25 protein-coding genes are annotated in these 24590 nt (G+C 45.2%); 7 read left to right on the top strand and 18 right to left on the bottom strand.

Going from position 1 to position 24590, the window contains the following annotated elements; all coding sequences use genetic code 11:
• Positions 1 to 27: 27 nt before the first annotated feature.
• From rnhB to rpsB, 15 genes are all read right to left on the bottom strand, one after another.
• Positions 28 to 666, bottom strand: coding sequence for a ribonuclease HII (rnhB, locus tag OH463_RS14350; protein ID WP_005446160.1), 639 nt, complete (start codon positions 664 to 666; stop codon positions 28 to 30).
• Positions 667 to 675: 9 nt separating this feature from the next.
• Positions 676 to 1815 carry a lipid-A-disaccharide synthase gene (lpxB, locus tag OH463_RS14345; protein WP_269991514.1) on the bottom strand — a complete coding sequence of 380 codons (1140 nt, stop codon included), beginning with the start codon at positions 1813 to 1815 and terminating at the stop codon, positions 676 to 678.
• 137 nt (positions 1816 to 1952) lie between these two features.
• A complete protein-coding gene (gene lpxA, locus OH463_RS14340; RefSeq protein WP_005446164.1) occupies positions 1953 to 2741 on the bottom strand; it encodes an acyl-ACP--UDP-N-acetylglucosamine O-acyltransferase in 789 nt (262 codons plus the stop codon).
• A gap of 1 nt (position 2742) precedes the next feature.
• Positions 2743 to 3195, bottom strand: a complete 453-nt coding sequence (gene fabZ / locus OH463_RS14335; protein ID WP_005430234.1) for a 3-hydroxyacyl-ACP dehydratase FabZ — start codon at positions 3193 to 3195, stop codon at positions 2743 to 2745.
• A gap of 173 nt (positions 3196 to 3368) precedes the next feature.
• Positions 3369 to 4400 carry a UDP-3-O-(3-hydroxymyristoyl)glucosamine N-acyltransferase gene (gene lpxD / locus OH463_RS14330; protein WP_005446166.1) on the bottom strand — a complete coding sequence of 344 codons (1032 nt, stop codon included), beginning with the start codon at positions 4398 to 4400 and terminating at the stop codon, positions 3369 to 3371.
• Between the two features lie 6 nt (positions 4401 to 4406).
• Entirely contained in the window at positions 4407 to 4916 is a 510-nt protein-coding gene (locus OH463_RS14325; RefSeq protein WP_005446168.1) for an OmpH family outer membrane protein, read from the bottom strand.
• Between the two features lie 13 nt (positions 4917 to 4929).
• Positions 4930 to 7344 (bottom strand): outer membrane protein assembly factor BamA, encoded by a 2415-nt coding sequence (gene bamA / locus OH463_RS14320; protein ID WP_005446169.1) that lies wholly within the window; start codon positions 7342 to 7344, stop codon positions 4930 to 4932.
• A gap of 44 nt (positions 7345 to 7388) precedes the next feature.
• On the bottom strand, positions 7389 to 8747 hold the full coding sequence (gene rseP / locus OH463_RS14315; protein WP_009698640.1) for a sigma E protease regulator RseP: 1359 nt from the start codon (positions 8745 to 8747) through the stop codon (positions 7389 to 7391).
• Complete coding sequence (ispC, locus tag OH463_RS14310) at positions 8747 to 9952, bottom strand: 1-deoxy-D-xylulose-5-phosphate reductoisomerase (protein ID WP_005446171.1); 1206 nt, start codon at positions 9950 to 9952, stop codon at positions 8747 to 8749. Before ispC ends, rseP begins: the two co-directional genes overlap by 1 nt.
• A gap of 51 nt (positions 9953 to 10003) precedes the next feature.
• The gene (locus OH463_RS14305) at positions 10004 to 10846 is read right to left on the bottom strand and encodes a phosphatidate cytidylyltransferase (protein ID WP_005446172.1); all 843 of its coding nucleotides are present in this window, start codon (positions 10844 to 10846) and stop codon (positions 10004 to 10006) included.
• A 12-nt stretch (positions 10847 to 10858) separates the two neighbouring features.
• Positions 10859 to 11614: an isoprenyl transferase gene (locus tag OH463_RS14300; protein WP_005446173.1), complete on the bottom strand. Its 756-nt coding sequence runs from the start codon at positions 11612 to 11614 to the stop codon at positions 10859 to 10861.
• A gap of 96 nt (positions 11615 to 11710) precedes the next feature.
• A complete protein-coding gene (gene frr, locus OH463_RS14295; RefSeq protein WP_005446175.1) occupies positions 11711 to 12268 on the bottom strand; it encodes a ribosome recycling factor in 558 nt (185 codons plus the stop codon).
• 95 nt (positions 12269 to 12363) lie between these two features.
• Positions 12364 to 13095 (bottom strand): UMP kinase, encoded by a 732-nt coding sequence (pyrH, locus tag OH463_RS14290; protein WP_005446177.1) that lies wholly within the window; start codon positions 13093 to 13095, stop codon positions 12364 to 12366.
• Positions 13096 to 13249: 154 nt separating this feature from the next.
• A complete protein-coding gene (gene tsf / locus OH463_RS14285; protein WP_005446179.1) occupies positions 13250 to 14095 on the bottom strand; it encodes a translation elongation factor Ts in 846 nt (281 codons plus the stop codon).
• A 131-nt stretch (positions 14096 to 14226) separates the two neighbouring features.
• A complete protein-coding gene (rpsB, locus tag OH463_RS14280) occupies positions 14227 to 14955 on the bottom strand; it encodes a 30S ribosomal protein S2 (RefSeq protein WP_005446181.1) in 729 nt (242 codons plus the stop codon).
• Between the two features lie 397 nt (positions 14956 to 15352).
• Here rpsB and map point away from each other — a divergent pair, with 397 nt between their 5' ends.
• From map to OH463_RS14265, 3 genes are all read left to right on the top strand, one after another.
• Positions 15353 to 16231, top strand: a complete 879-nt coding sequence (gene map / locus OH463_RS14275; RefSeq protein ID WP_005446183.1) for a type I methionyl aminopeptidase — start codon at positions 15353 to 15355, stop codon at positions 16229 to 16231.
• A gap of 99 nt (positions 16232 to 16330) precedes the next feature.
• Complete coding sequence (gene glnD / locus OH463_RS14270) at positions 16331 to 18955, top strand: bifunctional uridylyltransferase/uridylyl-removing protein GlnD (protein ID WP_009701987.1); 2625 nt, start codon at positions 16331 to 16333, stop codon at positions 18953 to 18955.
• A gap of 156 nt (positions 18956 to 19111) precedes the next feature.
• Entirely contained in the window at positions 19112 to 19495 is a 384-nt protein-coding gene (locus OH463_RS14265; RefSeq protein WP_005436760.1) for a DUF3461 family protein, read from the top strand.
• Positions 19496 to 19846: 351 nt separating this feature from the next.
• Here OH463_RS14265 and truC read toward each other — a convergent pair whose 3' ends face one another.
• Positions 19847 to 20614, bottom strand: coding sequence for a tRNA pseudouridine(65) synthase TruC (truC, locus tag OH463_RS14260; RefSeq protein ID WP_005446186.1), 768 nt, complete (start codon positions 20612 to 20614; stop codon positions 19847 to 19849).
• Between the two features lie 5 nt (positions 20615 to 20619).
• Positions 20620 to 20934, bottom strand: coding sequence for a YqcC family protein (locus tag OH463_RS14255; RefSeq protein WP_009698643.1), 315 nt, complete (start codon positions 20932 to 20934; stop codon positions 20620 to 20622).
• 76 nt (positions 20935 to 21010) lie between these two features.
• Here OH463_RS14255 and OH463_RS14250 point away from each other — a divergent pair, with 76 nt between their 5' ends.
• Positions 21011 to 22048 (top strand): DUF3549 family protein, encoded by a 1038-nt coding sequence (locus tag OH463_RS14250; protein WP_005446188.1) that lies wholly within the window; start codon positions 21011 to 21013, stop codon positions 22046 to 22048.
• Positions 22049 to 22061: 13 nt separating this feature from the next.
• A complete protein-coding gene (locus tag OH463_RS14245; protein WP_005446190.1) occupies positions 22062 to 22361 on the top strand; it encodes a DUF3301 domain-containing protein in 300 nt (99 codons plus the stop codon).
• On the opposite strand, the gene OH463_RS14240 is transcribed toward OH463_RS14245, so the two are convergent.
• The gene (locus tag OH463_RS14240) at positions 22321 to 22806 is read right to left on the bottom strand and encodes a GNAT family N-acetyltransferase (RefSeq protein WP_005446192.1); all 486 of its coding nucleotides are present in this window, start codon (positions 22804 to 22806) and stop codon (positions 22321 to 22323) included. The two genes, OH463_RS14245 and OH463_RS14240, sit on opposite strands and share 41 nt — an antisense overlap.
• Positions 22807 to 23712: 906 nt before the next feature.
• Here OH463_RS14240 and OH463_RS14235 point away from each other — a divergent pair.
• Together OH463_RS14235 and OH463_RS14230 are read left to right on the top strand one after the other, a co-directional pair.
• The gene (locus OH463_RS14235) at positions 23713 to 24006 is read left to right on the top strand and encodes a hypothetical protein (RefSeq protein ID WP_050907951.1); all 294 of its coding nucleotides are present in this window, start codon (positions 23713 to 23715) and stop codon (positions 24004 to 24006) included.
• Entirely contained in the window at positions 24003 to 24452 is a 450-nt protein-coding gene (locus OH463_RS14230; RefSeq protein ID WP_005446198.1) for a YaiI/YqxD family protein, read from the top strand. Before OH463_RS14235 ends, OH463_RS14230 begins: the two co-directional genes overlap by 4 nt.
• Positions 24453 to 24590 lie beyond the last annotated feature (138 nt).

Raw genomic sequence — 24590 nt, 5'->3', positions numbered from 1 at the left:
CCGATATGCCCGTTATACCACTTTGGCTTATTCTTCGATGCCGAGCGCTTTCTTTACTGGTTTGAAGCTCTTACGATGCTCACTGATCACACCGTGTTGTTCAATTGCTTCAAAGTGCGCTTTGGTTGGGTAACCTTTGTGCTTAGCAAAACCAAATTGTGGGTATTGCTTGTCTAACTCTTCCATTTCTTGGTCACGAACAACTTTCGCAATGATAGAAGCAGCACTGATTTCAGCAACACGCAAATCACCCTTCACGACGGCTTGCGAGTCCATCGGAAGTTGCGGGCAACGGTTGCCGTCGATAAGAGCTAAGTCTGGCTGCACTTCCAAACCAGCGATCGCACGTTGCATAGCAACCATCGTCGCTTGCAGGATGTTCAGCTCGTCAATTTCTTCTGGAGAACAGCGCCCTACTGACCAAGCCAACGCTTTCTCTTTGATTTCTGGCAGCAGCGCCATGCGTTTTTTCTCGCTCAGTTTTTTAGAATCGTTCAAACCCTCAATTGGGTTATTCGGATCTAAGATCACTGCCGCAGTCACGACATCGCCAACCAAAGGACCGCGTCCTACCTCATCAACACCGGCAACCAATTGATAGCCTTGTGGATATTCAAACGGTGGTAGTTCAACTTTGGTTTTGGTCGCTTTTGGTTTAACAGCCATGATAAATCTCTACTTTTCAATCAGTTTTAGAACCGCATTTGCGGCTTGTTGGTCCGCATCTTTACGGATCCAGTGGTGCATTTCAGTGAACTTATCCAACATTTCTTGGTTGTCACTTTCTAGCAAGCGAGACACTTCGTTGAATAAATTATCCGGTGTGCAATCCTCTTGCAGATATTCTTTGACCAATTCTGTATCAGCCAAAATATTCGGTAGCGATACGTATTTAGTCTTCAGCAAGCGTTTAGCAAGAAATGCCGTCATAGCGTTCACACGATAACCCACCACCATCGGACGCTTAAGTAACATGCATTCTAAGGCAACAGTACCAGAAGCCAACATCACCGCGTCTGAAGCCGTAATTACGTTACGCGCTGTATCATCCACCAACTTAAAGTCCAATTCTGGAGCGTATTCTTTCCACGCTTGTTCGAATTGCTCACGACGTTTTTGATTTACTAACGCAACGACAAAACCAAGATCTGAGAATTTCTGATGGAGTTTTTTACACGTTTCAATGAAGGGTTGAGAGAGCATTTTCAGCTCACTACCACGACTCCCCGGAAGCACCGCTAGCCATTGCTTATCTTGTTCTAGACCCAATAGCTCGCGAGCAGGCATTTTGTCTGATTGCAGTGGAATCGCATCTGCGAGAGTATGACCAATGAATTCACAAGGTACATTGAATTTGTCGTAGAACGCTTTTTCAAACGGAAGGAATGCCAGCACTAGATTGGTTGCTGCTTCAATTTTGAAAATACGCTTCTGACGCCAAGCCCAAACTGAAGGGCTCACGTAATGCACGGTTTTTATCCCTGCATTTTTCAAATCCAGTTCAACACGCAAGTTAAAATCTGGTGCATCGATACCAATAAAGACATCTGGCGGGTAATCAGTAAAGTACTTAACAAGCTCAGCTTTGACTTTTAGCAATCTTGGTAAGCGCCCTAGAACTTCTACTAAGCCCATTACAGCAAGCTCTTCCATATCGAAGAGAGACTCACAACCTTGAGCGATCATCTTTGGACCGCCAATACCAACGAACTCCGCGTCAGGGTATTGTTGTTTCACCGCTTTGATAAAGCCTTCACCTAGCGTGTCGCCAGACAGTTCTCCGGCAATGATGCCGATACGTAATGGTCTTTCCATATCTACTTCGCTATTTTTCCTGTGCGCTATGGATAACGGTTTGCACTTTCTCTCACACAAACCGTTATCCATAAAACACAAAAAGACCGCAGCCCTGCTTGGGCGCGATCTTTTCTATTTAACCGCTCACTCGTTGATTAACGAATGATGCCACGTTCCGTCGTTTCCAGAATGTCTGAGAAACGTTTCACTGCTGGCCACTCTTGTGCCATTTCAGCTAGGATTGGTTTTACTTCTTCCAGAGTCTTACCTGAACGGTAGATTTCTTTATACGCTTTCTGTAGTGCACGAATCTCTGGTTTTTCAAAACCATTACGCTTCAAGCCAACCAAGTTCAAACCAAATGGCGTCGCATGGTTACCTTGCGCGAGTACGTAAGCTGGTACGTCTTGAACAACGGCAGAACAGCCGCCAACGTAAGCATAAGCACCAACAGTACAGAACGGATGAATCGCAGAAAGTGCCATAACACCAGCATGATCATCAACCGTTACGTGACCACCAAGGATCGCGTTGTTGCCAATGTGAGTGTGGTTACCTACGATAACATCGTGTGCGATGTGAGCGTTAACACACAGCAGGTTATCATCACCAATCACTGTTGTTGCTTTATCTTGAACCGTACCACGGTGAATTTGAACCGCTTCACGAATCACGTTGCGGTCACCAATAACCACTGTTGTATCTTCGCCACCGTACTTCTTGTCTTGGTTCTCTTCACCAATCACAGCATGTGGGAAAATGCGGTTATCTTTACCAATTTTGGTGTGGCCTTTGATCACTACGTGAGACATCACTTCAGTGCCTTCACCAATCTCCACCGTAGAGGTGATGTAAGTGAAAGGACCAACGGTCACGTTAGCGCCAATTTTCGCGCCTTCTTCTACCACCGCTGCTGGGTGGATTTTAGCGGTTTCATGAATCATATTAAAACTCTCGACGAGCACACTTCAGCTCAGCTGAACATACCACTTCGCCGTCAACTTTTGCTACACCGCTAAATGCAGCAATGCCACGGCGCTCTTTCAGAAATTCTACTTCAATAATCATTTGATCGCCTGGTACTACTGGCTTACGGAACTTAGCACCGTCTACACTTGCGAAGTAGTACAGTTCGTTTTCCGTTGGTGCACCAAATGATTTAAATGCAAGTAGGCCTGTCGCCTGAGCCATCGCTTCCAAGATCAATACACCTGGGAATACTGGTAGCTGTGGAAAGTGACCTGTAAACTGAGGTTCGTTAACCGACACGTTTTTAATTGCGTGAAGGTACTTCTCTTCTTGGAAGTCAATCACACGGTCGATCAATAAGAATGGGTAGCGATGAGGTAGTAGCTCTTGAATTTCAGAGATGTTCATCGTTTTCTTTTCAGTAGTCAAAGTCGTCTTCCTATATCAATTCTCAACAACCAAGATGGCAAGGCAGCGGCAAATGCCACTTATTCAGGAATTGCCTGCAAAGTGTATACCAGCTTGGTGATAAATCTACTTATAGCGCGTCATTATAGAAGAAAAAGACCCGCATTTCGCGAGTCTTTGTTCAGAATGTGGAACTAAGATTCTTCTTTCTGTTCCAGCTGCTTTTCAACAGCTTTCAGGCGTTTGTTCATCTCGTCAATACGGTGAACTCGAGTCGCCGTTTTACGCCACTCTCGGTTGGTTTGCAGCGGAATGCCTGATGAGTACAGACCTTTCTCTTCGATACTGCGCATCACCATGCCCATACCGGTGATAGCTACGCCATCTGCAATCGTGATGTGACCATTAAGAACCGACGCGCCGCCGATCTGACAGTACTTACCAATTTTCGTACTGCCCGCCACAATAGTACCACCTGGCATCACAGTACCATATCCGATCTGCACGTTATGAGCGATTTGAAGTTGGTTATCAAGAACTACGTTGTCTTCGATGATGGTGTCTTCTAGCGCACCCCGGTCAATAGTGGTACATGCACCGATCTCGACACGGTTACCGATACGCACAGAACCCAGTTGAGGAATCTTGATCCATTCGCCTTTGTCATTTGCATAACCGAAACCATCAGAGCCAATGACTGTACCAGATTGAACTAGACAATCATCACCCAACGATACTTCATGATAGATCGTCACATTAGCCCAAAGCTTAGTATTGTTACCTAGCTTTGCGTTTTTACCGATAAAGCAACCAGCGCCAACACTTACGTTGTCGCCTAGTTCTACACCCGTTTCAATCACTGCGTTAGCACCGATTGTCACGTTAGTACCCATCTTTACATCCGCTGCGATCACTGCACTTGGTGCAATCTCATCAGCGGGCTTTGGCGTGGTGTCCATCGCTTGAACAACACGAGCGAAAGCAATGTAAGGGTCAGCAACAACCAGAGCGTTACCCGCGCACTGGTCTTTGTGTTCTGGTTTCACCATTACCACAGTTGCTTGGCACTCAGATAGGTGTTTCGCGTATTTTGGGTTAGACAAGAAGGTCACATCGCCTTCTTGTGCTTTATCCATTGGAGCTACGCGGTTTACAACGAGAGACTCGTCACCAAATAGCTCACCCCCGGTAATTGTTGCCAACTCGGCTAATGTCAATTTCTTCATAACTTCTTATTTTAGAGCTTTAATTACGTCTTCAGAGATGTTGTATTCTGGCTTACCGTACTGAAGCGAAGAGATGTCGATAACTAGGTCGTAACCTTTTTTCTCTGCTACTTTCTTCACTGCGTCTTGGATAGTTTTGAATAGTTTTGCTTTCTCTTCAGCTTCGCGACGTGCACTTGCTTTCTCAAGCGCTTGTGCTTTCACTTTGTATTCGCTGTCTAGTTTAGCGATATCAATACGCAGTTTTTCGATCTCTTCTTGACCTAGAAGCTCGCCGTCACGCTGCAGCTTTTCAATCTTTGTCTTAGCTTGCGCTTGGATTGATTTCAGCTCATCAGCTTTGCTCTTAAAGTCTTTCTGCATTTTTTGTAGAACCACTTCACGTTGAGGAAGTGCTTGGAAAACTTGAGCAGTGTTGATGTAGCCAATTTTCTGAGCAGCTTCTGCCGCGTTTGCAAACATTGAAGAGCTAAGTACAAGAAGGCCAATGCCTGCCGCTTTGATCATTTTATTCAAAATATTTTCCTCTTTAGAAGGTTCTACCGATAGTGAACGTGAAGAACTCTTCATCGTCGCCATCAAATTTCTTAATTGGTTTCGCTAGTGAGAATACTAGTGGTCCCATTGGAGACATCCATTGCAACGCCGCACCATAAGATGAACGGTAGTTGGTTGGATCTGAGTAATCGTAGTAGTAACGGTCGCCGTATTCAGCACCAGAACTGCGGTAATCGAATTCCGTATCCCAAACACTTGCCATATCAAAGAAGATACTGGTACGAATTTGGTTACGAACTTCATCCGAAGCAAATGGGGTTGGTACGATCAACTCGATACTTGCAAGCGCTACCGCGTTACCACCAACAGAATCATCTGTTGCGGTGTCAGCACCGTTGTTTGAGCCTGAGTAATCACGGTAAACCGCTTTCGGACCTACTGAGTTAGAGCCGAAACCACGTAGTGTTGTAAAACCACCTGCGTAGTAGTTTTCGTAAAATGGGAACAAGTTATCGTTGCCATCCGTTTGACCATAACCGTTACCATAACCTAGACGACCACGGAACAAGAGCGTGAACTCATGCTTCTTGGTTAATGGCACGTATTGACGAACATCATACTGCATCTTGAAGTATTGAACGTCAGAGCCAGGTACGGTCATCTTGTAGAATGCACGTTGGTGGTTACCTGCTGTCGGGAAGTAACCACGGTTCAGGTTGTTACGTGTCCACGAGATGTTGAAGTCAAAGTCATTAGTATTCAATGCGCCGCTAGAATCAATGTTGTCAGCTTGCGCTTGTAGGAACTGTTCTACCTGTAGGTAAGGTGACAAGTTACCGATCTTGTTGTGGGTGTAACCAACACCGAACTCAAAGCGGTTCAGTTCGTCAAATGGGAAGCCCCATGTCAAACTTGCACCATAGCTTTGGTTGGTATAGTCAACGATACCCGCTTCAGATGCTTCGAACTCATCGTAGAAGATCTTACCACCCAAACTTACACCATCTAGGTTCCAGTATGGGTCACGGTAGTCCAAGCTCACGTTTTTCTGGTAGTCGTTCATCATCGCGTTAATACCAACGCGGTTACCACTACCAATAAAGTTGTCTTGTTGTAGACCAACTTGGAAGCTCACGCCTGATTCAGTACCGTAACCTACACCGAAGTTTACGCTGCCTGAGTTAGCCTCTTTTACGGTATAAACAAGATCAACTTGGTCATCGCTGCCAGGTACACGGACCGTTTGAACCTCTACATTTTCGAAATAGCCAAGACGGTTTAGACGCGTTTTACCCGTTTCGATAGATTTCGAGTTTAGCCAGCTACCTTCCATCTGACGCATTTCACGACGCAATACTTCATCTTTCGTCGAGTTGTTACCCGTAAAGCGAATATCTCGTACATAAATACGGTTGCCTGGGTCAACGTTCACAATCAAAGAAACTTGCTTGTTCTCGTCATCAAACTCAGGGATGGTATTGACTTGTGGGTAAGCGTAACCAGATTCACCAAGTACGCGCTTAATGCCTTCTTCCATCGAAGTCACACGAGAACCATTGTATGTCTCGTTATCTTCAAATGGCACAAGCTTTTCGAATTCCGCCTCTTCACCAATCAGGTTGCCACGGAATTTTACGTCCTTAACGGTGTAAACGTCGCCTTCTTCAAGACCAAGTGTAATGTATACGCCTTTTTTGTCAGGAGAAATCGCCACTTGTGTCGAATCAACGTTAAATTTCAGGTAACCACGGTCTAGGTAGTAAGACTTCAGAGCTTCGATATCACCAGCAAGCACTTGCTTTTGGTATTTTTCGTCCGCTAGGAAGTTCCACCATGGCACATCAACATTTAGGTTGAAACGAGAAAGAAGTTCTTCGTCAGAAAAGACTTCATTGCCGATAAAGTTGATTTGTTGAATTTTCGCCGAAACACCTTCGGTGAAGACGAATTTCAAGTCAGAACGGTTACGAGGCAATGGAGTAACAACCGCTTTTACCGTTGCGTTGTATTTACCAACACTGTAGTAAAAGTCTTCCAAACCTTTTTCGATGTTGCTTAGCGTTGTACGGTCAAGCGCTTCACCTTCACGAACACCAGAAGCATTCAGGTTTTCTTGTAGCTGCTCGTCCTTGATTGCTTTGTTACCCGAGAATGAGATGCTCGCAATAGTTGGACGTTCTTTCACTTGAACAACCAGAACATCACCATCACGCAGTACTTTTACATCTTCGAAGTTACCCGATGCGTACAATGCACGAATGATCTCTGCAACATCGCCTTGGTCAACGGTGTCACCGACACGTACAGGCATTTTCAGCAACGCGGCACCTAGTGCGACGCGCTGCAATCCATCGATTTCAATATCTTTAACTACAAAGTTCTCTGCTCCATTTGCAGATACACTGGTCGCCAGTAAACTTGCAAACAGAATTCGCTTAATCGCCATACTTGTTCTAATTATTCCTTGCTACTACTTTTGTCTCTGAACTATCACAGACGAGTAAAATCATTAAATAGCGCTAACGCCATGAGCGAGAAGATAATCGCACCACCAATTCGATACCCCATTTCCTGTACTTTCTCAGGAACTGGGCGTCGGATGACCGCTTCAATTGCGAAAAATAGCAGATGACCACCATCCAACATTGGTAAAGGAACGAGGTTAATAATACCTAGGTTAACACTAATTAGTGCCAGAAAACCTAAAAAGTAAACCAGACCGTAGTCTGCTGTCGCCCCTGCTCCTTTGGCAATCGAGATTGGTCCACTCAAATTGTTCAGACCAACATCACCTACAATCAGTTTCTTAAGCATACTGATTGTAAGTCCAATAACTTGACCAGTTTTGTCAATCGCTTTGCCAATAGACTCGAATACACCAAACTGTAATTCGAAGCGATAACTTTCTGGCCATTCTGCGACTTCAGGTGCGATACCCGCAAAGCCAACGACTTGTTTGTTAGCTAGCTCACGACTACCCGGTGTCAGTGTGAATGATTGCTCCTCACCTTGACGCAACACCGTCAGTTCCATTGGCGTATCTGGGTTAGAACGAATGGCTTCTACCACTTCATCCCATTTAGAAATCTTATTTCCATTAATCGCAATGATCTTATCGCCAGCTAGTAGACCTGCTTTCTCTGCAGCACCACCTTCGCTTACTTGCGCTAACTCCGTAAAAATCTCTGGAGTATATGGCTTGAAGCCCAACGATTGCATCGCTGATTGTGTTTCTGGATCAAACTTCCAATCACGGATATCAAGTGTCTTCGTGACTTCTGAACCCACTTCGTTTGCAGAAGAGAGTGTCACTGTCATCGAATCATCACCAATATGAGAAACTAATCCCATGTTGACTGATTCCCAGTCCGGAGTTTTGATGCCTGAGATAGATTTTAGTTCCATCCCTGATTCAATTCCTGCTTCTGCAATGATTGAATTGGGCGTAACTTCACCAATTACGGGTTTAACCGCTGGAACACCGATCAGGAAAACCAGCCAGTAAGCCACAATGGCAAAAAGGAAGTTAAAAATAGGACCTGCCGCCACGATGGACGTGCGTTTCCACAAAGGCTTTTGGTCGAAAGCTAAGTGCTTTTCATGCTCTGGGACTTCATCAACACGGCTATCCACCATTTTGACGTAGCCACCCAGAGGGATCATAGAGATGCTGTATTCTGTTCCATCTTTGCCTACCTTGCTCCAGATAGACTTGCCAAAACCGATGGAAAACTTTTCAACTTTTACACCACAACGACGCGCGACCCAAAAGTGACCATACTCGTGCACGGCAACTAAAATGCCCAATGCAACGATAAAAGAAACCAAATTCCACAAGATACCAGTCATTAGCTACGCTCGCGTAAAAAGTCTAAGGCGATAGTTCGTGACATTCTATCTAGCTCTATCAAGCTTTCCAAGCTATTCACATTCTCAGTTGTATGGCTTGCAGTGATTTTGTTCAAAACTGATTCATTGATGCGAGCGATATCTGTGAAACCAAGGCGGTTATTTAAGAAGGCATCAACAGCAACTTCGTTCGCTGCATTCAATGCCGTTGTTGCATGTTGCCCTTCGTAACAAGCATCAATCGCTAGCTTTAAACAAGGGTAACGAGCAAAATCAGGCTGAAGGAAAGTTAATTCTCCAACTTGAGTAAAATCGAGTGGTTTCACCCCAGCATCCACACGCGATGGGTAAGACATTGTCAATGCGATTGGTGTTGCCATGTCAGGCTCCCCCATTTGCGCTAACACAGAGCCATCACGATATTGCACCATAGAATGAATAACCGACTGAGGGTGAATGATCACTTTCAACTGCTCACGAGCAGCATTAAATAACCATTTCGCTTCAATGTATTCGAGACCTTTGTTCATCATGGTTGCAGAATCAACCGAGATTTTTGGCCCCATTGACCAGTTCGGATGAGCAATAGCTTGCGCTGGGGTTACGTTTTCTAACTCTGCAATATCGGTATAGCGGAATGGACCGCCTGATCCGGTAAGAAGAATCGAAGAAATACCATGCTCTTCAAGATTGCAACGACCCAAGTTGGTTTGAACTTGTTGCGGAAGACATTGGAAGATAGCGTTGTGTTCACTGTCGACAGGAAGCAGCTCTGCACCATGTTCTGCAACCGCATCAATAAACAGTTGACCTGACATCACTAGCGCTTCTTTGTTCGCTAACAGCACTCGCTTGCCTGCTTTTACCGCTGCCATCGTCGGCAACAGGCCTGCGGCACCGACGATTGCTGCCATTACGCTATCCACTTCCTCTAACGCAGACACATGGCAAAGCGCATCAACACCACCTAACACTTCTGTGCTTGGAGAAACTGAAGCTAGCTCACTTTGTAGAGCCACAGCCGCCGCTTTATCCGCCATTACCGCGTACTTAGGTTGCCATTTACGACAAAGTGCGACCATCTTTTCAACGTTCGTGCTTGCCGCTAATGCGACGATAGAAAACAGCTCAGGGTTTTGTTCAACCACTTTTAGTGTGCTTGCACCAATTGAGCCTGTTGCACCAAGAATCGTTAACTTTTGCATGATGTAAGACCGTTAGAAAAATTCAGGAGCGACGATGCCGCTCCCGATAAATTAGAATACGTAGTAAAGAAGAGCAAATACTGGGAATGCAGCAGTTAGGCTGTCGATACGGTCAAGAATGCCACCGTGTCCCGGAATGATGTTGCTGCTGTCCTTGATACCTGAAACACGTTTGAACATGCTTTCGACTAAGTCACCAAGAACAGATATCACAACAGTAATCAGAGTAATCATCACCATATGAAGTGGGCTGGTGAATTGGATATCGAACCAACCTGCGAATAACCATCCGACAACTAGTGCTGCGATGATGCCGCCAACCAAACCTTCAATTGTCTTATTTGGGCTCACATGAGGCGCCATTTTGCGTTTACCCATGCTTTTACCAGCAAAGTAAGCGCCGCTGTCTGCAGCCCATACCAAGAAGCAAACGTACAGCACAAGTTTTGCGCCGTGGTATGGATCTACTGAAATATCAGAAGCTCTAAGAATGATCACACTCCAAAGAAAAGGGATCAATGTTAGAAAACCGAATACATGACGAAGGGCTTTGCTACCTTGCCATAAATTGGTGGTTTTAGGGTAAGTGATAGCCATCCCACTTGCGATAATCCACCATACAAAGCCAAGCGATAATACTGCGTAGTGTGGCATTGCTAGTTGATTTAAGCTGGTTGCGTCTGGCGAAATGAATAGAAAACTTAGTCCGGTTACAACGGCTGCCGGAACAAGCGCAGCAATACGTGAATTGCTTTCTGTAAACTGGGTCCACTCCCAAAAGCCTAATAGCGTTACCGCAGTCAAAGCGATAATGAAGCCAATTAGGGGTAATTTAAAAATACCTAAAATAACCAGGGGAGCTAAAATTAGTGCTGTTATTATTCTCTGTTTCAAACTAACTAGTCCTTATTGAGCAGCCATTAATGCCTTTACTTGTTCACCAGTACAACCAAAACGACGCTCTCGGTTAATAAACCAAGTCACAGCCTCTACTAAGCTGTCTTCGTCAAACTCTGGCCAGTACTCGGGAGTAAAGTACATTTCTGCATACGCCATTTGCCACAGCATAAAGTTACTGATGCGGCACTCACCACTCGTACGAATCAATAGATCCACTTCAGGTAAGTCTGACATCGTCAAATGCTGGGAAATTAACTGCTCGTTGATATCCTCTACACGGATCTCACCGTTGCGAGCTTTGAGCGCCAACGTTTTTGCCGCCTCTGTGATGTCCCATTTACCGCCATAGTTAGCAGCAATGTTGATCACCATCCCCGTGTTGTTCGCCGTCAGTGCTTCTGCTTCGACAATTTTACCTTGTAAGCGCTCGCTAAAACGGCTGGTATCGCCAATAACGCGCAAGCGTAAATTGTTTTTATGCAGCTTTTTTACTTCGCTCGATAAAACAGAAATGAACAGCTCCATCAGTAGCCCCACCTCTTCTTCAGGTCGACGCCAATTTTCGCTGCTAAAAGCGAATAAGGTCATGGCTTTAATGCCGAGTTTAGAAGCGGCTGCAACGGTCTTACGAACGGCACTAACGCCTTTTTTATGACCGAATACGCGAGGTTTTCCTTTGGACTTAGCCCAACGACCATTACCGTCCATGATGATGGCAATATGCTTAGGGAGGGAATCAGAGAAGGCTTGAGAATTTTGCATAGGGAGTTAATTGAGTTCCATCAGTTGGATAGACTAACACAAAAAAACGCTGCACTGTGAGCACAGCGTTTTCCAACAGTGATGTGGGTGGGAGTATTAAACTTCCATCAACTCTTTTTCTTTTGCAGCAAGAACTTCATCGATCTTCTTAACTGCAACGTCTGTCAGTTTTTGGATCTCGTCTTGTGCTTTGCGATCTTCGTCTTCAGAGATTTCTTTATCTTTTAGAAGACCTTTTAGGTCGCTGTTTGCGTCACGACGGATGTTACGAACTGCAACACGTGCGCCTTCAGCTTCACCACGAACGATCTTAACTAGGTCTTTACGACGCTCTTCTGTTAGCGGTGGAAGTGGAACACGGATGATTGTGCCAGCAGACATTGGGTTTAGACCAAGATCTGACATCATGATTGCTTTCTCAACTTTTTGAGTAAGCTCTTTGTCGAAAACTGTGATTGCTAGAGTACGAGCATCTTCAGCAACAACGTTTGCTACTTGGTTAAGAGGAGTAGCAGCACCGTAGTACTCTACAGAGATACCAGATAGTAGGCTTGGGTGCGCGCGGCCAGTACGAACTTTAGAAAGGTTGTTCTTTAGCGCTTCAACGCTTTTGTCCATGCGCTCTTGCGCGTCTTTATTGATTTCGTTAATCACGGTTTCACCTTAAAAATGTCATCTTTCCTGAAGAAAGCCTAAAAGGGTTGAGCAAAGCGAAACGCCATCCAACCTAGCGTGGATGGCGTTTAGGATTATGCGTCAGCGTTGATCAGCGTGCCTTCAGCTTCACCCATAACCACGCGACGTAGTGCGCCTGGCTTGTTCATGTTAAATACACGGATTGGCATTTTGTGGTCACGAGCTAGAGTGAACGCTGCCAAGTCCATTACTTTCAGCTCTTTATCCAGAACTTCTGCGTAAGATAGCTTATCATACAGCTCTGCGTCTGGGTTTGCTACTGGGTCTGCAGTAAATACGCCATCAACTTTCGTTGCTTTTAGAACTACGTCAGCTTCAATTTCGATACCACGTAGACACGCCGCTGAATCTGTTGTGAAGAATGGGTTACCAGTACCTGCAGAGAAGATTACCACTCGGCCTTGACGAAGTTCGCGGATAGCGTCTGCCCAATTGTAGTCGTCACACACACCTTTTAGAGGAATTGCAGACATTACACGAGCGTTTACGTATGCACGGTGAAGTGCGTCACGCATTGCCAAACCGTTCATTACCGTTGCAAGCATACCCATGTGGTCGCCTACTACGCGGTTCATACCAGCTTCCGCAAGACCAGCGCCACGGAACAGGTTACCACCACCGATTACCACACCAACTTGAACACCCAGTTCAACCAGCTCTTTAACCTCTTGAGCCATACGGTCAAGAACCGCTGGGTCAATACCGAAACCTTCTTCGCCTTGAAGAGCTTCACCACTCAGTTTTAATAGAATACGTTGATATGCTGGTTTAGGGTTCGTAGTCATGGAGTTTACCTTCCAAAAGAGAGTTGTCGATTAACAGTCATGAATAGACACAAGTTTGCTGATGACTATTCATCACGGCTAATTTTTTGCCGCTCTTTTCGTAAAAAGACCGCAGCCAAGGCCACGGTCTAATCTTTGCACAAATCTCTAAGGATTAACCTTTTTGAGCTAGTGCTACTTCTTCAGCGAAGCTCATTTCAGCCGCTTTCTCGATACCTTCACCTACTTCTAGACGAACGAAAGTCGATACTGATGCACCTTTCTCTTTTAGCATTTCGCCAACAGATTTCTTAGGTTCCATGATGAAAGCTTGACCAGTTAGAGAGATTTCGCCAGTGAATTTCTTCATGCGGCCGATAACCATCTTCTCAGCGATCTCTTGTGGCTTGCCTTCGTTCATAGCGATTTCAACTTGAACTTCTTTCTCTTTAGCAACTACGTCAGCTGGAACGTCTTCTGGGTTAACGAACTCTGGCTTAGAAGCAGCAACGTGCATTGCAACGTGCTTAAGAGTTTCTGCGTCGCCTTCACCAGCAACAACAACACCGATTTTCTCACCGTGACGGTAAGAAGCGATAGCAGTACCTTCTACGTATGCAACGCGACGGATGTTGATGTTTTCGCCGATTTTAGCAACTAGAGCTACGCGCTCTTCTTCGAACTTAGCAACTAGCTCTTCAGCAGTAGCTTTAGTCGCTAGAGCGTCAAGTGCTACTTTGTCTGCGAATGCAGTGAAGTTACCGTCTTTAGCAACGAAGTCAGTTTGGCAGTTAACTTCAAGAAGAACAGCAACGCCGTTTTCTTCTTTGATGATGATTGCGCCTTCAGCTGCAACGTTACCAGCTTTTTTAGCTGCTTTCGCTGCGCCTGATTTACGCATGTTTTCAATTGCTAGTTCGATGTCAGCGTTTGCTTCTACAAGCGCTTTCTTACATTCCATCATGCCAGCGCCAGTGCGCTCGCGAAGTTCTTTAACTAGAGCAGCAGTTACAGTTGCCATTCTCTATTCCTCGTTTGATTCGAAATAAGGTAAAAAACAGGGGCCTACATTGTCGGCCCCCATTGCTAACTATAACTCAGTCTATGCTACAACAAGGTTTCACATAGACTAAGTGTGACACAGAGCCGCTATTATTCAGCTTCTACGAAACCGTCTTTTTCAGCAACTGCTGCAACGTCTTTGTTGCGACCTTCAGTTACTGCAGATGCAGCAGCGTTTAGGTATAGTTGAACTGCGCGGATCGCGTCGTCGTTACCTGGGATGATGTAGTCAACGCCGTCTGGGTTAGAGTTAGTATCTACCACAGCGTATACTGGAATACCTAGGTTGTTAGCTTCTTTAATTGCAATGTGCTCGTGATCAGCGTCGATTACGAATAGAGCGTCTGGTAGACCGCCCATATCTTTGATACCACCAAGAGATTTCTCTAGCTTCTCCATTTCACGAGTGCGCATTAGAGCTTCTTTCTTAGTTAGCTTGTCGAAAGTACCGTCTTGAGACTGTGCTTCGAAATCTTTTAGACGCTTGATAGACTGACGAACTGTTTTGTAGTTCGTTAGCATGCCGCCCAACCAACGGTTGTTTACGTAGTATTGGTTGCTTGCGATTGCAGCTTCTTTAACAGCTTCAGATGCAGCGCGCTTAGTACCTACGAAAAGAACTTTACCTTTTTTCTCGCCAATTTTAGCAAGCTCAGCTAGAGCTTCATTGAACATTGGTACAGTTTTTTCTAGGTTGATGATGTGAACGCGGTTACGAGCACCAAAGATGAATGGCTTCATTTTTGGGTTCCAGTAACGAGTTTGGTGACCGAAGTGAACACCAGCTTTCAGCATATCGCGCATTGATACAGTTGCCATTTTAAAATCCTCTATGGGGTTAGGCCTCCACATCCCCCATAATTCCGACCAAGCTTCTGCTCAGCACCCCGGAACATGTGACGGAATGTGTGTGATTTAAAGATAAAAAGTTAATCGGAAGAAGCTTGCTTCGCCACTTCTCTAACGAAAAGTAAAGAGAACAGTCCTCGATTCCGGCGCGCTTTATACCATATTTTAGCCCAACATGGCTAGTAAAAATTGTTTCTTACCATTCTAATTTACCTATCACAGTCCCCCCTACTCTCTCTTTAATTACATAACTAAACTACAAGTAAGAATGACTCATATTCTTAACTGGCTTGGGTTAGCCACTCGATATCTGATAGAATGCGCGCATTCGCACGTTTGCGTGCTTACGAATAAGTAGAGAAAGCCAATGTCAATCAAGATTAAAACTGCTGAAGAAATCGAACGCATGCGCATTGCGGGCAAGCTAGCCGCAGAAGTTCTAGAAATGATCGAACCGCACATCAAAGCAGGTGTGACAACAGAAGAGCTAAACCAAATCTGTCACGATTACGCTCTAGAGAGAGGCGCTTACTCTGCACCGCTTGATTACCATGGATTCCCTAAATCAATCTGTACGTCGATCAACCACATCGTTTGTCACGGTATACCGGCAACCCAAGATGAAAAGGGTGCTAACGGTCAAATGAAACCTGCGGTCCTAAAAGACGGTGACATCATCAACGTCGATATCACAGTGATTGTTCCAAACGATGAAAACGCAGACCTAAGCGTTCGTCCACAAGGCTACCACGGTGATACGTCTAAGATGTTCCTAGTTGGTGATGTTTCACCAGCAAACAAGCGTCTATGTATGGTTGCACAAGAGTCACTTTACATCGGTATGCGTCAAGTTAAGCCTGGTGCAACTGTTGGTGACATCGGTACTGCAATCGAGAAGTACATTAAAGAAAACAACAAGAACAACCCACGTAACAAGTTCTCTATTGTTAAGGACTTCTGTGGTCACGGCATCGGTGATGAGTTCCACGAAGAGCCACAAGTGGTTCACTACAAGAACAAAGACCGCCGTGTGCTAAAAGAAGGCATGTGCTTTACGATTGAACCAATGATCAACGCGGGTAAATTTGGCTGTACTGTTGACGCGCAAGACGATTGGACAGTTTACACCGGCGACGGTAAAAACTCAGCGCAGTGGGAACACACTATCGTGGTAACTAAAGAAGGTTGTGAAGTGCTTACACTTCGTAGCGACGATACCATTCCACGTATGATGAAAAACGTTTAATCGCCCATCACTTTCCCTATCCCCGCTCATGCGGGGATATTTTTTATCTGCTTCAAATTTGTTAGATTGCTAATAGTTTAGCTTGCACGGATAGCAAATATGACCCTTCAGTCTCCTCTTACGTTTACCGATGAACAAATCAATATCGGAGAACTTAAGCAAGAACTTGAAAAATTCAGTTCATACCAAAAAGAAGAATTTCTACAGCACCACCCTGTGACCAACCTTGTTTTGTCACGAGCCGAGTACATGGACTTACTCCTCAATCGTTTGTGGCAACACTTTGGTTTTAAAGACATCCATAATATTTCTCTGGTCGCGGTAGGTGGTTATGGTCGTGGTGAATTGCACCCCCTTTCCGACATCGACATTTTGATTCTGTCGAACAACAAACTGCCTAATGCACTGGAAGCCAAAATCAGTGAGTTCATTACGCTACTGTGGGATTTACGCCTTGAAGTAGGTCATGCGGTTCGTACTGTCGAGGAGTGTGCTGAAATTGGGCGTTCAGATTTAACTGTCGCCACCAATTTACAAGAAGCTCGTTTGCTCTGTGGCAGTGAAGACACCTTCCAGGCGCTGAAGAAAGTGGTGCTATCTGATTCTTTCTGGCCAAGCGAGACCTTTTATCGAGCCAAAATTCAAGAACAGCGCGAACGCCATGCTCGGTACCATGACACGACCTACAATCTTGAACCAGACATCAAATCCACACCAGGTGGTCTACGTGACATTCATACATTAAGTTGGGTGGCACGCCGTCACTTCGGCGCGACTTCATTGTTGGAGATGAGCCGCTACGGATTCTTAACCGATGCCGAATACCGTGAGTTGGTTGAATGTCAGGATTTCCTGTGGCGCGTGCGTTTTGCGCTGCATATTGAACTACGACGTTACGACAACCGTTTGACCTTTGCCCACCAAGCGCAGGTCGCGGAGCACCTTGGCTATGTGGGTGAAGGTAATCGCGGCGTCGAAATGATGATGAAAGAGTTCTACCGTACCCTTCGACGTGTGGCAGAGCTCAATAAGATGCTACTCAAGCTGTTCGATCAAGCCATCATCAATGGTGGTGCAACAGAAGATGCAGAAATCATTGATGAAGACTTCCAACGTCGTGGCGCCTTAATTGAGGCACGTAAGCCCGCTTTGTTCCAAGCTCGCCCAGAGACGATTCTGGATATGTTTCTGCATATTGCCAATGATTCAAGCATCGAAGGGGTTAGCCCACCAACATTGCGTCAGTTGCGTACTGCGCGTCGTCGATTGAATAAATTCTTACACACCATGCCAGAAGCGCGTGAAAAGTTTATGGCATTGTGTCGCCACCCGAACGCCCTGCATAAAGCGTTCAGTCTGATGCACAAGCTTGGTGTCCTCGCGGCATACCTTCCACAATGGAGCCAAATTGTCGGTCAGATGCAGTTCGACCTATTCCATGTGTATACCGTAGATGAGCACAGTATTCGCCTGCTCAAACACATTAATACCTTCAGCTACGCAGAGAACCACAGTAAGCATCCGATTTGCTGTGAGGTTTACCCTCGCATTCAAAAGAAAGAGCTGCTTATCCTAGCCGCGATTTTCCATGATATTGGCAAAGGCAGAGGTGGTGACCATTCGGTGATAGGCGAAGGTGAAGCGTACGACTTCTGTATTGAACACGGTTTGTCTAAACCAGAGGCGAAATTAGTAAGCTGGCTGGTAAGGCATCACCTATTAATGTCGGTGACTGCACAACGCCGTGATATTTACGATCCAGATGTGATCACAGAATTCGCCAAGCAAGTACGTGATGAAGAGTACCTTGAGTATCTTGTTTGTCTAACGGTAGCCGATATCTGCGCAACTAACCCAGAGCTTTGGAATAGTTGGAAACGCACCTTGCTCGCGGAATTGTTCTATTCCACCCAACGTGCACTGCGTCGCGGCTTAGAAAATCCCGTCGATGTGCGTGAACGTATTCGCCATAATCAACAAATGGCGTCTGCCCTACTACGTAAAGAGGGCTTCTCGGCACGAGAAATTGAGGTGCTATGGCAGCGCTTTAAAGCTGATTACTTCTTGCGTCACACCCATAAGCAAATTGCGTGGCATTGCGAGAATTTGCTGCGTATGGAAGACCCAGCAAAGCCACTGGTACTTATCAGTAAAAAAGCGACACGTGGTGGTACCGAAGTATTCGTTTACAGCCCTGACCAGCCCGCGTTGTTTGCTACCGTTGTTGCTGAGTTAGACCGTCGTAACTTCAACGTGCACGACGCACAAATCATGACCAGTAAAGATGGCTATGTTCTCGATACTTTTATGGTACTTGACCAACATGGCAAAGCGATTGAAGAAGGTCGCCACGGAGCCGTTACTAAGCACATTACTCATGTATTGGAAGATGGTCGCCCAACCAAGATCAAAACACGTCGCACACCGAATAAACTTCAGCATTTTAATGTAAAAACCAAAGTCGACTTCTTGCCAACCAAGAGTAAGAAGCGCACTTTGATGGAGTTTGTCGCTCTAGATACTCCGGGGCTTCTGGCAAAAGTTGGTCGTACATTTGCTGACTTGGGAATTAACCTCCACGCTGCGAAAATCACCACCATTGGTGAACGAGCAGAAGACTTGTTCATTCTAACCAGTGAGGCGGGTGGTAGGCTAAGCGAGGAACAGCAAGCAGAACTGCGTGAGAAGTTGATTGAGAACTTGTCTGAGCCAGTCTCAGCTTAAGAGAAACCTTCCTTTCATCAATAACTAACGTGGGCAAGAACGATAGCGATCTTGCCCACAAGTTGAGCAATTTGGCTAAATATCAGCTATCTAGCTCATTAATGGGCTGCTACAGTTATACGGAAACTAATTCTAGTTATTAGATAGAGGTAGCCTATGTATCCACACCTCACTGGTTTGGGCATCCATGACCCGAAACAGATTGAACGTTACTCCCTGCGACAAGAAGCACACAAAGACGTCCTAAAGATCTACTTTCACAAACAGAAAGGCGAGTTCTTCGCGAAAAGTGTTAAGTTCAAATACCCGCGCCAAGTTAAAAATGTACTGGTCGACAGTGGCAGTCACAAGTACAAAGAGGTCACGGAGATCAACCGCAACCTGACGCTTGTGATCGATGAGCTGAACAAGATAACCAAGCCTGTGAAAGTGGCTGAAGTGGATGTGAAAGAGAAGATACTTTCTGATCTTCGTCATCTAGAAAAGGTGGTTTCAAGCAAGATCGCCGAGATCGAAGCGGATCTGGAAAAACTCAAGTAGCCCGCTCAATTCCTCAAGAATAAAAAAGGGGGGGGGTGATACATATACCCAAGTGACTTCAAGATGCAGGATTCAGAGTGTTGTCATTGATTCGAGAGCAAGGAAAACAATGCAGTGTAATAGCCAGCTCTTTCCAAGTTGTTTGACGCAGCAATCGGGTCAATGACACGCTCCCAAAGGGCGAGCTGCCTTGGCTTGTATACTTTGTTGCCGATTCTTGATTTAGACCCACTAAACCTTTAAATCGCCGCTGCGTCTACAAACCAAGTCAGTCTCGCTGAACCTAGCATCTTGAGGTTACTTGGGTATATACCACCCCTCCTATCTTTCGACTTAATAAAGATAGCCGTTTTATCTTACCAACGATTCATCCCATGCAAATCGAGCAAACAACTGCTGCCAAGTCTCATCGATATTGGCTTTCATCACGATTTCTTCATCAGTGAACGGATGCACAAAGCGCAGCGCTGATGCATGCAACAATAAGCGATGGGAATCAAATTCCGTGCGATAAAGTTTGTTGTGTTTACCGTCACCATGCGTCGTATCCCCAACAATTGGATGACGCAGGTGCGCCATGTGGCGACGCAATTGATGCTTACGCCCTGTCTTTGGCTTCATCTCCATCAAACAGTAGCGTGTAGTTGGAAACTTACCCGTAGAGTATGGCACTTCCACTTTCGCTAACGGTTTGTATGCCGTTACGGCGTCTTGCGCTTCTTTCTCTTGTGAAGCGAACTTATCAGCGATCTTATCAAGCTCAACTTTCAAGGCGTAATCAAGAACACCTTCTTCTTCAATCCAGCCTCGAACAATTGCATGATAGGTTTTCTCCATTTTATGCTCAGCAAACATAGGCATCACTTGCGATGCGACTTCACTGGATAAAGCAAAAACCAGTACACCTGAAGTTGGGCGGTCCAACCGGTGCAATGGAAAAACATGCTGACCAATTTGATCGCGCAATGTTTGCATCACGAACTGAGTTTCGTGCTTATCCAACCAACTTCGGTGTACCAACATACCCGCAGGTTTATTAACCGCGACAAAATACTCGTCCTGATAAACGATCTCTAGTACCACTGGCTCAACCGATGGTGATGTTTCTTGTTCTGACATTGAGGTTACTTACATAGTTCGTCGATGGTTCGAATGGTTACCAGTAGCTCGGCGTAATGCGGCTCTTGTTTCCATACTTCTGCAAAATACGGCTCGATAGAAAAGCCTCGAGGTAAAGGTTGATTATCTTCAACTAACGCACGCATACGGGCAATAAAGATCCATTGTAACCACTCATGTGGATGCAGCGTGTCAATCGCGAAAGGTTCTGTACTCTGTAGCGCTTCTGCAGAGGGCATAGTTTGTTGCCACAACTCATGATGCTGCAGTTGTGCCTCAAGTTGTTGAAGTAAGTCGACCAATTGGATGTTTGTTGCCATTAATTCCGTCTCGAACCTTGAATTAGTCAAGAATGATACCATTTCTTGTGAAAAGAACATTAGGATGTCGTATTTAATGGAAAACATTCAAACCCTCACTCAGTTGCTAAGCAACAGTCAGTGTGAGTATCAAATCTTCGACCTTGGTCGTCGTATCAAGACCATCGAGCCACAAGTATTTGCTGACGTGGAAAAAGGTCAATGCCCATACCCATTCCCAATGCAGCGAAAAGCACACTTGGCGATCGCATACTGGAATGAGCAAAAGCAACCTTGGATTTGGTTCTTAAAGTTCGAGCTGGATGAGCGAGGTCTGCTAAAGCAAGCGGATATCGGCAACTTCATTAAATACGTCGTAGAAGCAATGGGTACTCGCCTAAGTGAAGAAATGACAGAAGAGCAGCAACAAAAGCTCTCTAACAACCCATACACCTTCAAACCCGCAGAAGAAAAGATGGCAGTCTTCCATAGCCAAGTTCGCGCAAACTTGGACTTACCCACCAGCCAATACTACGAGCATACTCAGCACTACTTTACGGGCGGTTTAGGCTGGGAAAACTGGCAAACAGTTGGTCTGCAAGGTATTACTGATATGGCGGCACGTCTGGGTAAAGAGCAAAATGCCGTGACTTTGCGTAAAGCCCTTAACTACTTACCCAATGAACCGCTATACGCCCTACTTGGCGCGTTAGAGCATGTTGATTTGCAAGAACGTTTGGCTAAGCGCATTGCAGAGAAAGCGCAGCAAGAGATCGAAAGTAACGAGCCCGATCTATTCTTACTCTCAGCTTTAATCCGCTCTCTAGCAGGCGCACCAACCGAGATTTCCTTGCCAATCTTGAAGGCAATTTTACAAAGCCCACGCTTAAGCCACCAAGAAGTACTAATCGGTATTGCAGGTCGTACGTGGCACCTACTGGCTGATGCTAGCATTGCTGAACAATTTTTATTGCGCCTCGCACAAACTGGTAATCAGGCTTTATTTAATCAGCTATTTGCCGATTTAGTTATGCTGCCAGAGCTAAGAATGGTATTGCTGCCTTTGCTGCACTCTAGCCCATCGGAAGAGCTAGCGACTGCATTGGTGAAACTGCAGCAAGCAACAAAGGGATAATGAAGGATTAGGGATGATCGGTGACCTATTAGCCATTTTAGGACTGTGCTTTTTCTGCTTTTTGTTTTGGCAACAACGACGTCAATCAGAGTTGGCAAAAGCGGCGATTACGCGTAAATGTGAGCAGTTAGATCTTCAACTGGTAAGTATCGCTTTTGGTGCCCATAAACTGAAAACGCCAGACGGAATCTGGCGTTGGCATACAGTGTATCAATTTGAGTTTTCATCTCTTGGTGATGATTGCTACCAAGGTGAATTGACGATGATCGGGTTTAGGCCGCTGAACTTTCACCTACCGCCACATCGCTTGTAAATTCCATTTCAAAGTAAGGGCCGTAAAGGTCCTTGCTCTCTCTCGTCTTTATAAATCCTAGTTTTTCCAGTACTGCCATGGATGCTTTGTGATGGCTATTCACATTTGCTTTGACTTTGTGTAGCCCAAGCTCACGGCATGCTTTCGGGAAAAACGCCTTTAGCGCTTCTGTCGCTAACCCTTTACCCCAATAAGCTTTATCAAAGATAAACCCTAGCTCAGGTTCATGATCTAGGTTTGAAATGAACACGTGTCCCATATAATCACGGCTGGTACTTTCAAGCACCGCCATACTGTGGACATTCTCATCATCCAGAATCTTCTCAAACAGTTGTTTGGCAGAAGACACCGTATGAGGTCCATTCATCTCTGCGCGATTTTTAGCACAGCAATTCAACATCACGAACTCTAGTTGCAACGACTCATTGTAGGGTAGAAGAAGCATTCTTCTGGTTACTATGGTCACATCTGTTCCTTGATTACAGCAAACTTAATTTATCCACATAACAAAAGTTCAATAGCTTTGAACATATTATGCGGCACATAACGCCTTTTTGAGAAGCCGAAAGTTAAACCAACTGATTGGAAAGGATATTGATCTGGATTGTTTTTTATTCAGTGTTATGAGGAATTTATAAATAATGTGATATTGCCACTTTCAATCATCCCAAAATATGAAAGGGCTTAAATAAGAAAGACCCCGACACAAGCGTATCGGGGTCATAGTCTTACTCGCAGCAGTCCGGCTACTAATTAGTGCTCCATGCATCATCCATAATAGTGGCTGATTCCGTCAGCTTAGTCCTTACGTCGCCGTCCTAGCGGTGTCCTTATCATCCTGATAGCTAACATTCCCCGTTAGCGCACATCACTTGTTCCTTGAGCGGTGTCCCTTGCATCATCCTGATGCTGTCCCTACCTCAATCCTATGAGGGGTTCATTGTCTATCCTTAGTCATCAACATCCTATTGATGATTGTGTCCTTACAATGTCCTACGCTCCTTGCTTGATCATTCATCCTGAATAACCAAATCGTCTTCCTGACGATAACCAAATCCTTGGTGCTTTCCTGTTCCATGTCTGCTTCCTGCCGACAAGGTTTAATTTACGCTTTTCCCTTCAAATCACAATCTACCCTAGAAAATCTTTTGGCAAAAAACTTGGTTAAAAACATGTTAAAACCATACTTTTCAATAGCTTAACTTAAATATTTTCTATTTAACTGATGACGAAATCGTTTTCTCTCACAACCACTGTGAGAGATCTCGCACAAGGCTCTGCCGAAATTGCTATTCGCTAAAATCGACCGTGCAAAGTATGATGATAGAAGTCATTTTAGTATGGATAAATTATGTTAACTCAAGACGTCACTAAAGAGCTGGAAGCCGTGATGGAGCAACTGCAACAGCAGGGTAAAGAACCCACTGTGGCTCTGGTAAAAGCTCGCATGAAAACACCTGTGCCTATGCCAGCACTGATTGCGACTATTAAAAGTTGGAAGAGCGCAAACCGCATTCCGAAAGTTGAAGTCGCGGTCCAAAAACCAAAAGAAGAGGATCGCCTTGCTGCACTTGAAGAGACAGTAGCCAAATTGACTGCTCGTGTTGAAGAACTCGAAGCGAAATTGAGTGAGAAAACATCATGAAATTATGGGTAGATGCGGATGCCTGTCCGAAAGTTATTCGCGAAACAATCGTACGCGCGGCTGAACGTACTGGTGTTGAATGTACATTTGTGGCAAACCATGTAGTGCCAGTACCCAAGCGTGCCAATATTCACTCTTTGCAAGTACCGGCGGGCTTTGATATTGCCGACAATGAAATCGTTCGTCGTGTAGAAGCCAATGACTTAGTGATTACCTCTGATATTCCATTGGCAGACGAAGTGATCAGCAAAGGAGCTCAAGCATTAAGTTCACGAGGCGAGTTATATACTAAAGACACCATCAAAGCGCGTTTGAACATTCGTGATTTTATGGACACCATGCGCTCAAGCGGTATTCAAACAGGCGGTCCTGCGGCTCTATCTCAAACTGAACGCAGAGAGTTTGCTAACCATTTGGATCGTATTTTAGCCAAATTTAAGAAGTAAAACTCTCACCTTTTAAATTGAGCCAGTTGATCAACACCTGGCTCATTAGTGAATATTTTGTACTCAGTCTTGCAAACAAAGCGTGTTATCGCTCCCATTCGCATTGTCTCACTTATTTTTTTAACCTTTTCGATATAG

Source organism: Vibrio sp. NFR (genome assembly GCF_027587095.1).
GTDB classification, from domain to species: domain Bacteria; phylum Pseudomonadota; class Gammaproteobacteria; order Enterobacterales; family Vibrionaceae; genus Vibrio; species Vibrio harveyi.
This window is presented reverse-complemented; position numbering and strand designations above follow the sequence as displayed.

Coding starts and splice junctions, on each gene's coding strand:
- lpxB (WP_269991514.1), bottom strand. CDS start 1,815: ATGGAAAGACCATTACGTATCGGCATCATTGCCGGAGAACTGTCTGGC.
- lpxD (WP_005446166.1), bottom strand. CDS start 4,400: ATGAAGAAATTGACATTAGCCGAGTTGGCAACAATTACCGGGGGTGAG.
- OH463_RS14265 (WP_005436760.1), top strand. CDS start 19,112: ATGTATCCACACCTCACTGGTTTGGGCATCCATGACCCGAAACAGATT.
- rpsB (WP_005446181.1), bottom strand. CDS start 14,955: ATGGCAACTGTATCAATGCGCGATATGCTGAAAGCTGGTGTTCACTTC.
- glnD (WP_009701987.1), top strand. CDS start 16,331: ATGACCCTTCAGTCTCCTCTTACGTTTACCGATGAACAAATCAATATC.
- OH463_RS14255 (WP_009698643.1), bottom strand. CDS start 20,934: ATGGCAACAAACATCCAATTGGTCGACTTACTTCAACAACTTGAGGCA.
- OH463_RS14245 (WP_005446190.1), top strand. CDS start 22,062: ATGATCGGTGACCTATTAGCCATTTTAGGACTGTGCTTTTTCTGCTTT.
- OH463_RS14250 (WP_005446188.1), top strand. CDS start 21,011: ATGGAAAACATTCAAACCCTCACTCAGTTGCTAAGCAACAGTCAGTGT.
- OH463_RS14235 (WP_050907951.1), top strand. CDS start 23,713: ATGTTAACTCAAGACGTCACTAAAGAGCTGGAAGCCGTGATGGAGCAA.
- pyrH (WP_005446177.1), bottom strand. CDS start 13,095: ATGACTACGAACCCTAAACCAGCATATCAACGTATTCTATTAAAACTG.
- OH463_RS14230 (WP_005446198.1), top strand. CDS start 24,003: ATGAAATTATGGGTAGATGCGGATGCCTGTCCGAAAGTTATTCGCGAA.
- tsf (WP_005446179.1), bottom strand. CDS start 14,095: ATGGCAACTGTAACTGCTGCTCTAGTTAAAGAACTTCGCGAGCGCACT.
- rseP (WP_009698640.1), bottom strand. CDS start 8,747: ATGACTGGTATCTTGTGGAATTTGGTTTCTTTTATCGTTGCATTGGGC.
- bamA (WP_005446169.1), bottom strand. CDS start 7,344: ATGGCGATTAAGCGAATTCTGTTTGCAAGTTTACTGGCGACCAGTGTA.
- lpxA (WP_005446164.1), bottom strand. CDS start 2,741: ATGATTCATGAAACCGCTAAAATCCACCCAGCAGCGGTGGTAGAAGAA.
- OH463_RS14240 (WP_005446192.1), bottom strand. CDS start 22,806: ATGCTTCTTCTACCCTACAATGAGTCGTTGCAACTAGAGTTCGTGATG.
- rnhB (WP_005446160.1), bottom strand. CDS start 666: ATGGCTGTTAAACCAAAAGCGACCAAAACCAAAGTTGAACTACCACCG.
- ispC (WP_005446171.1), bottom strand. CDS start 9,952: ATGCAAAAGTTAACGATTCTTGGTGCAACAGGCTCAATTGGTGCAAGC.
- truC (WP_005446186.1), bottom strand. CDS start 20,614: ATGTCAGAACAAGAAACATCACCATCGGTTGAGCCAGTGGTACTAGAG.
- map (WP_005446183.1), top strand. CDS start 15,353: ATGTCAATCAAGATTAAAACTGCTGAAGAAATCGAACGCATGCGCATT.
- OH463_RS14300 (WP_005446173.1), bottom strand. CDS start 11,614: ATGCAAAATTCTCAAGCCTTCTCTGATTCCCTCCCTAAGCATATTGCC.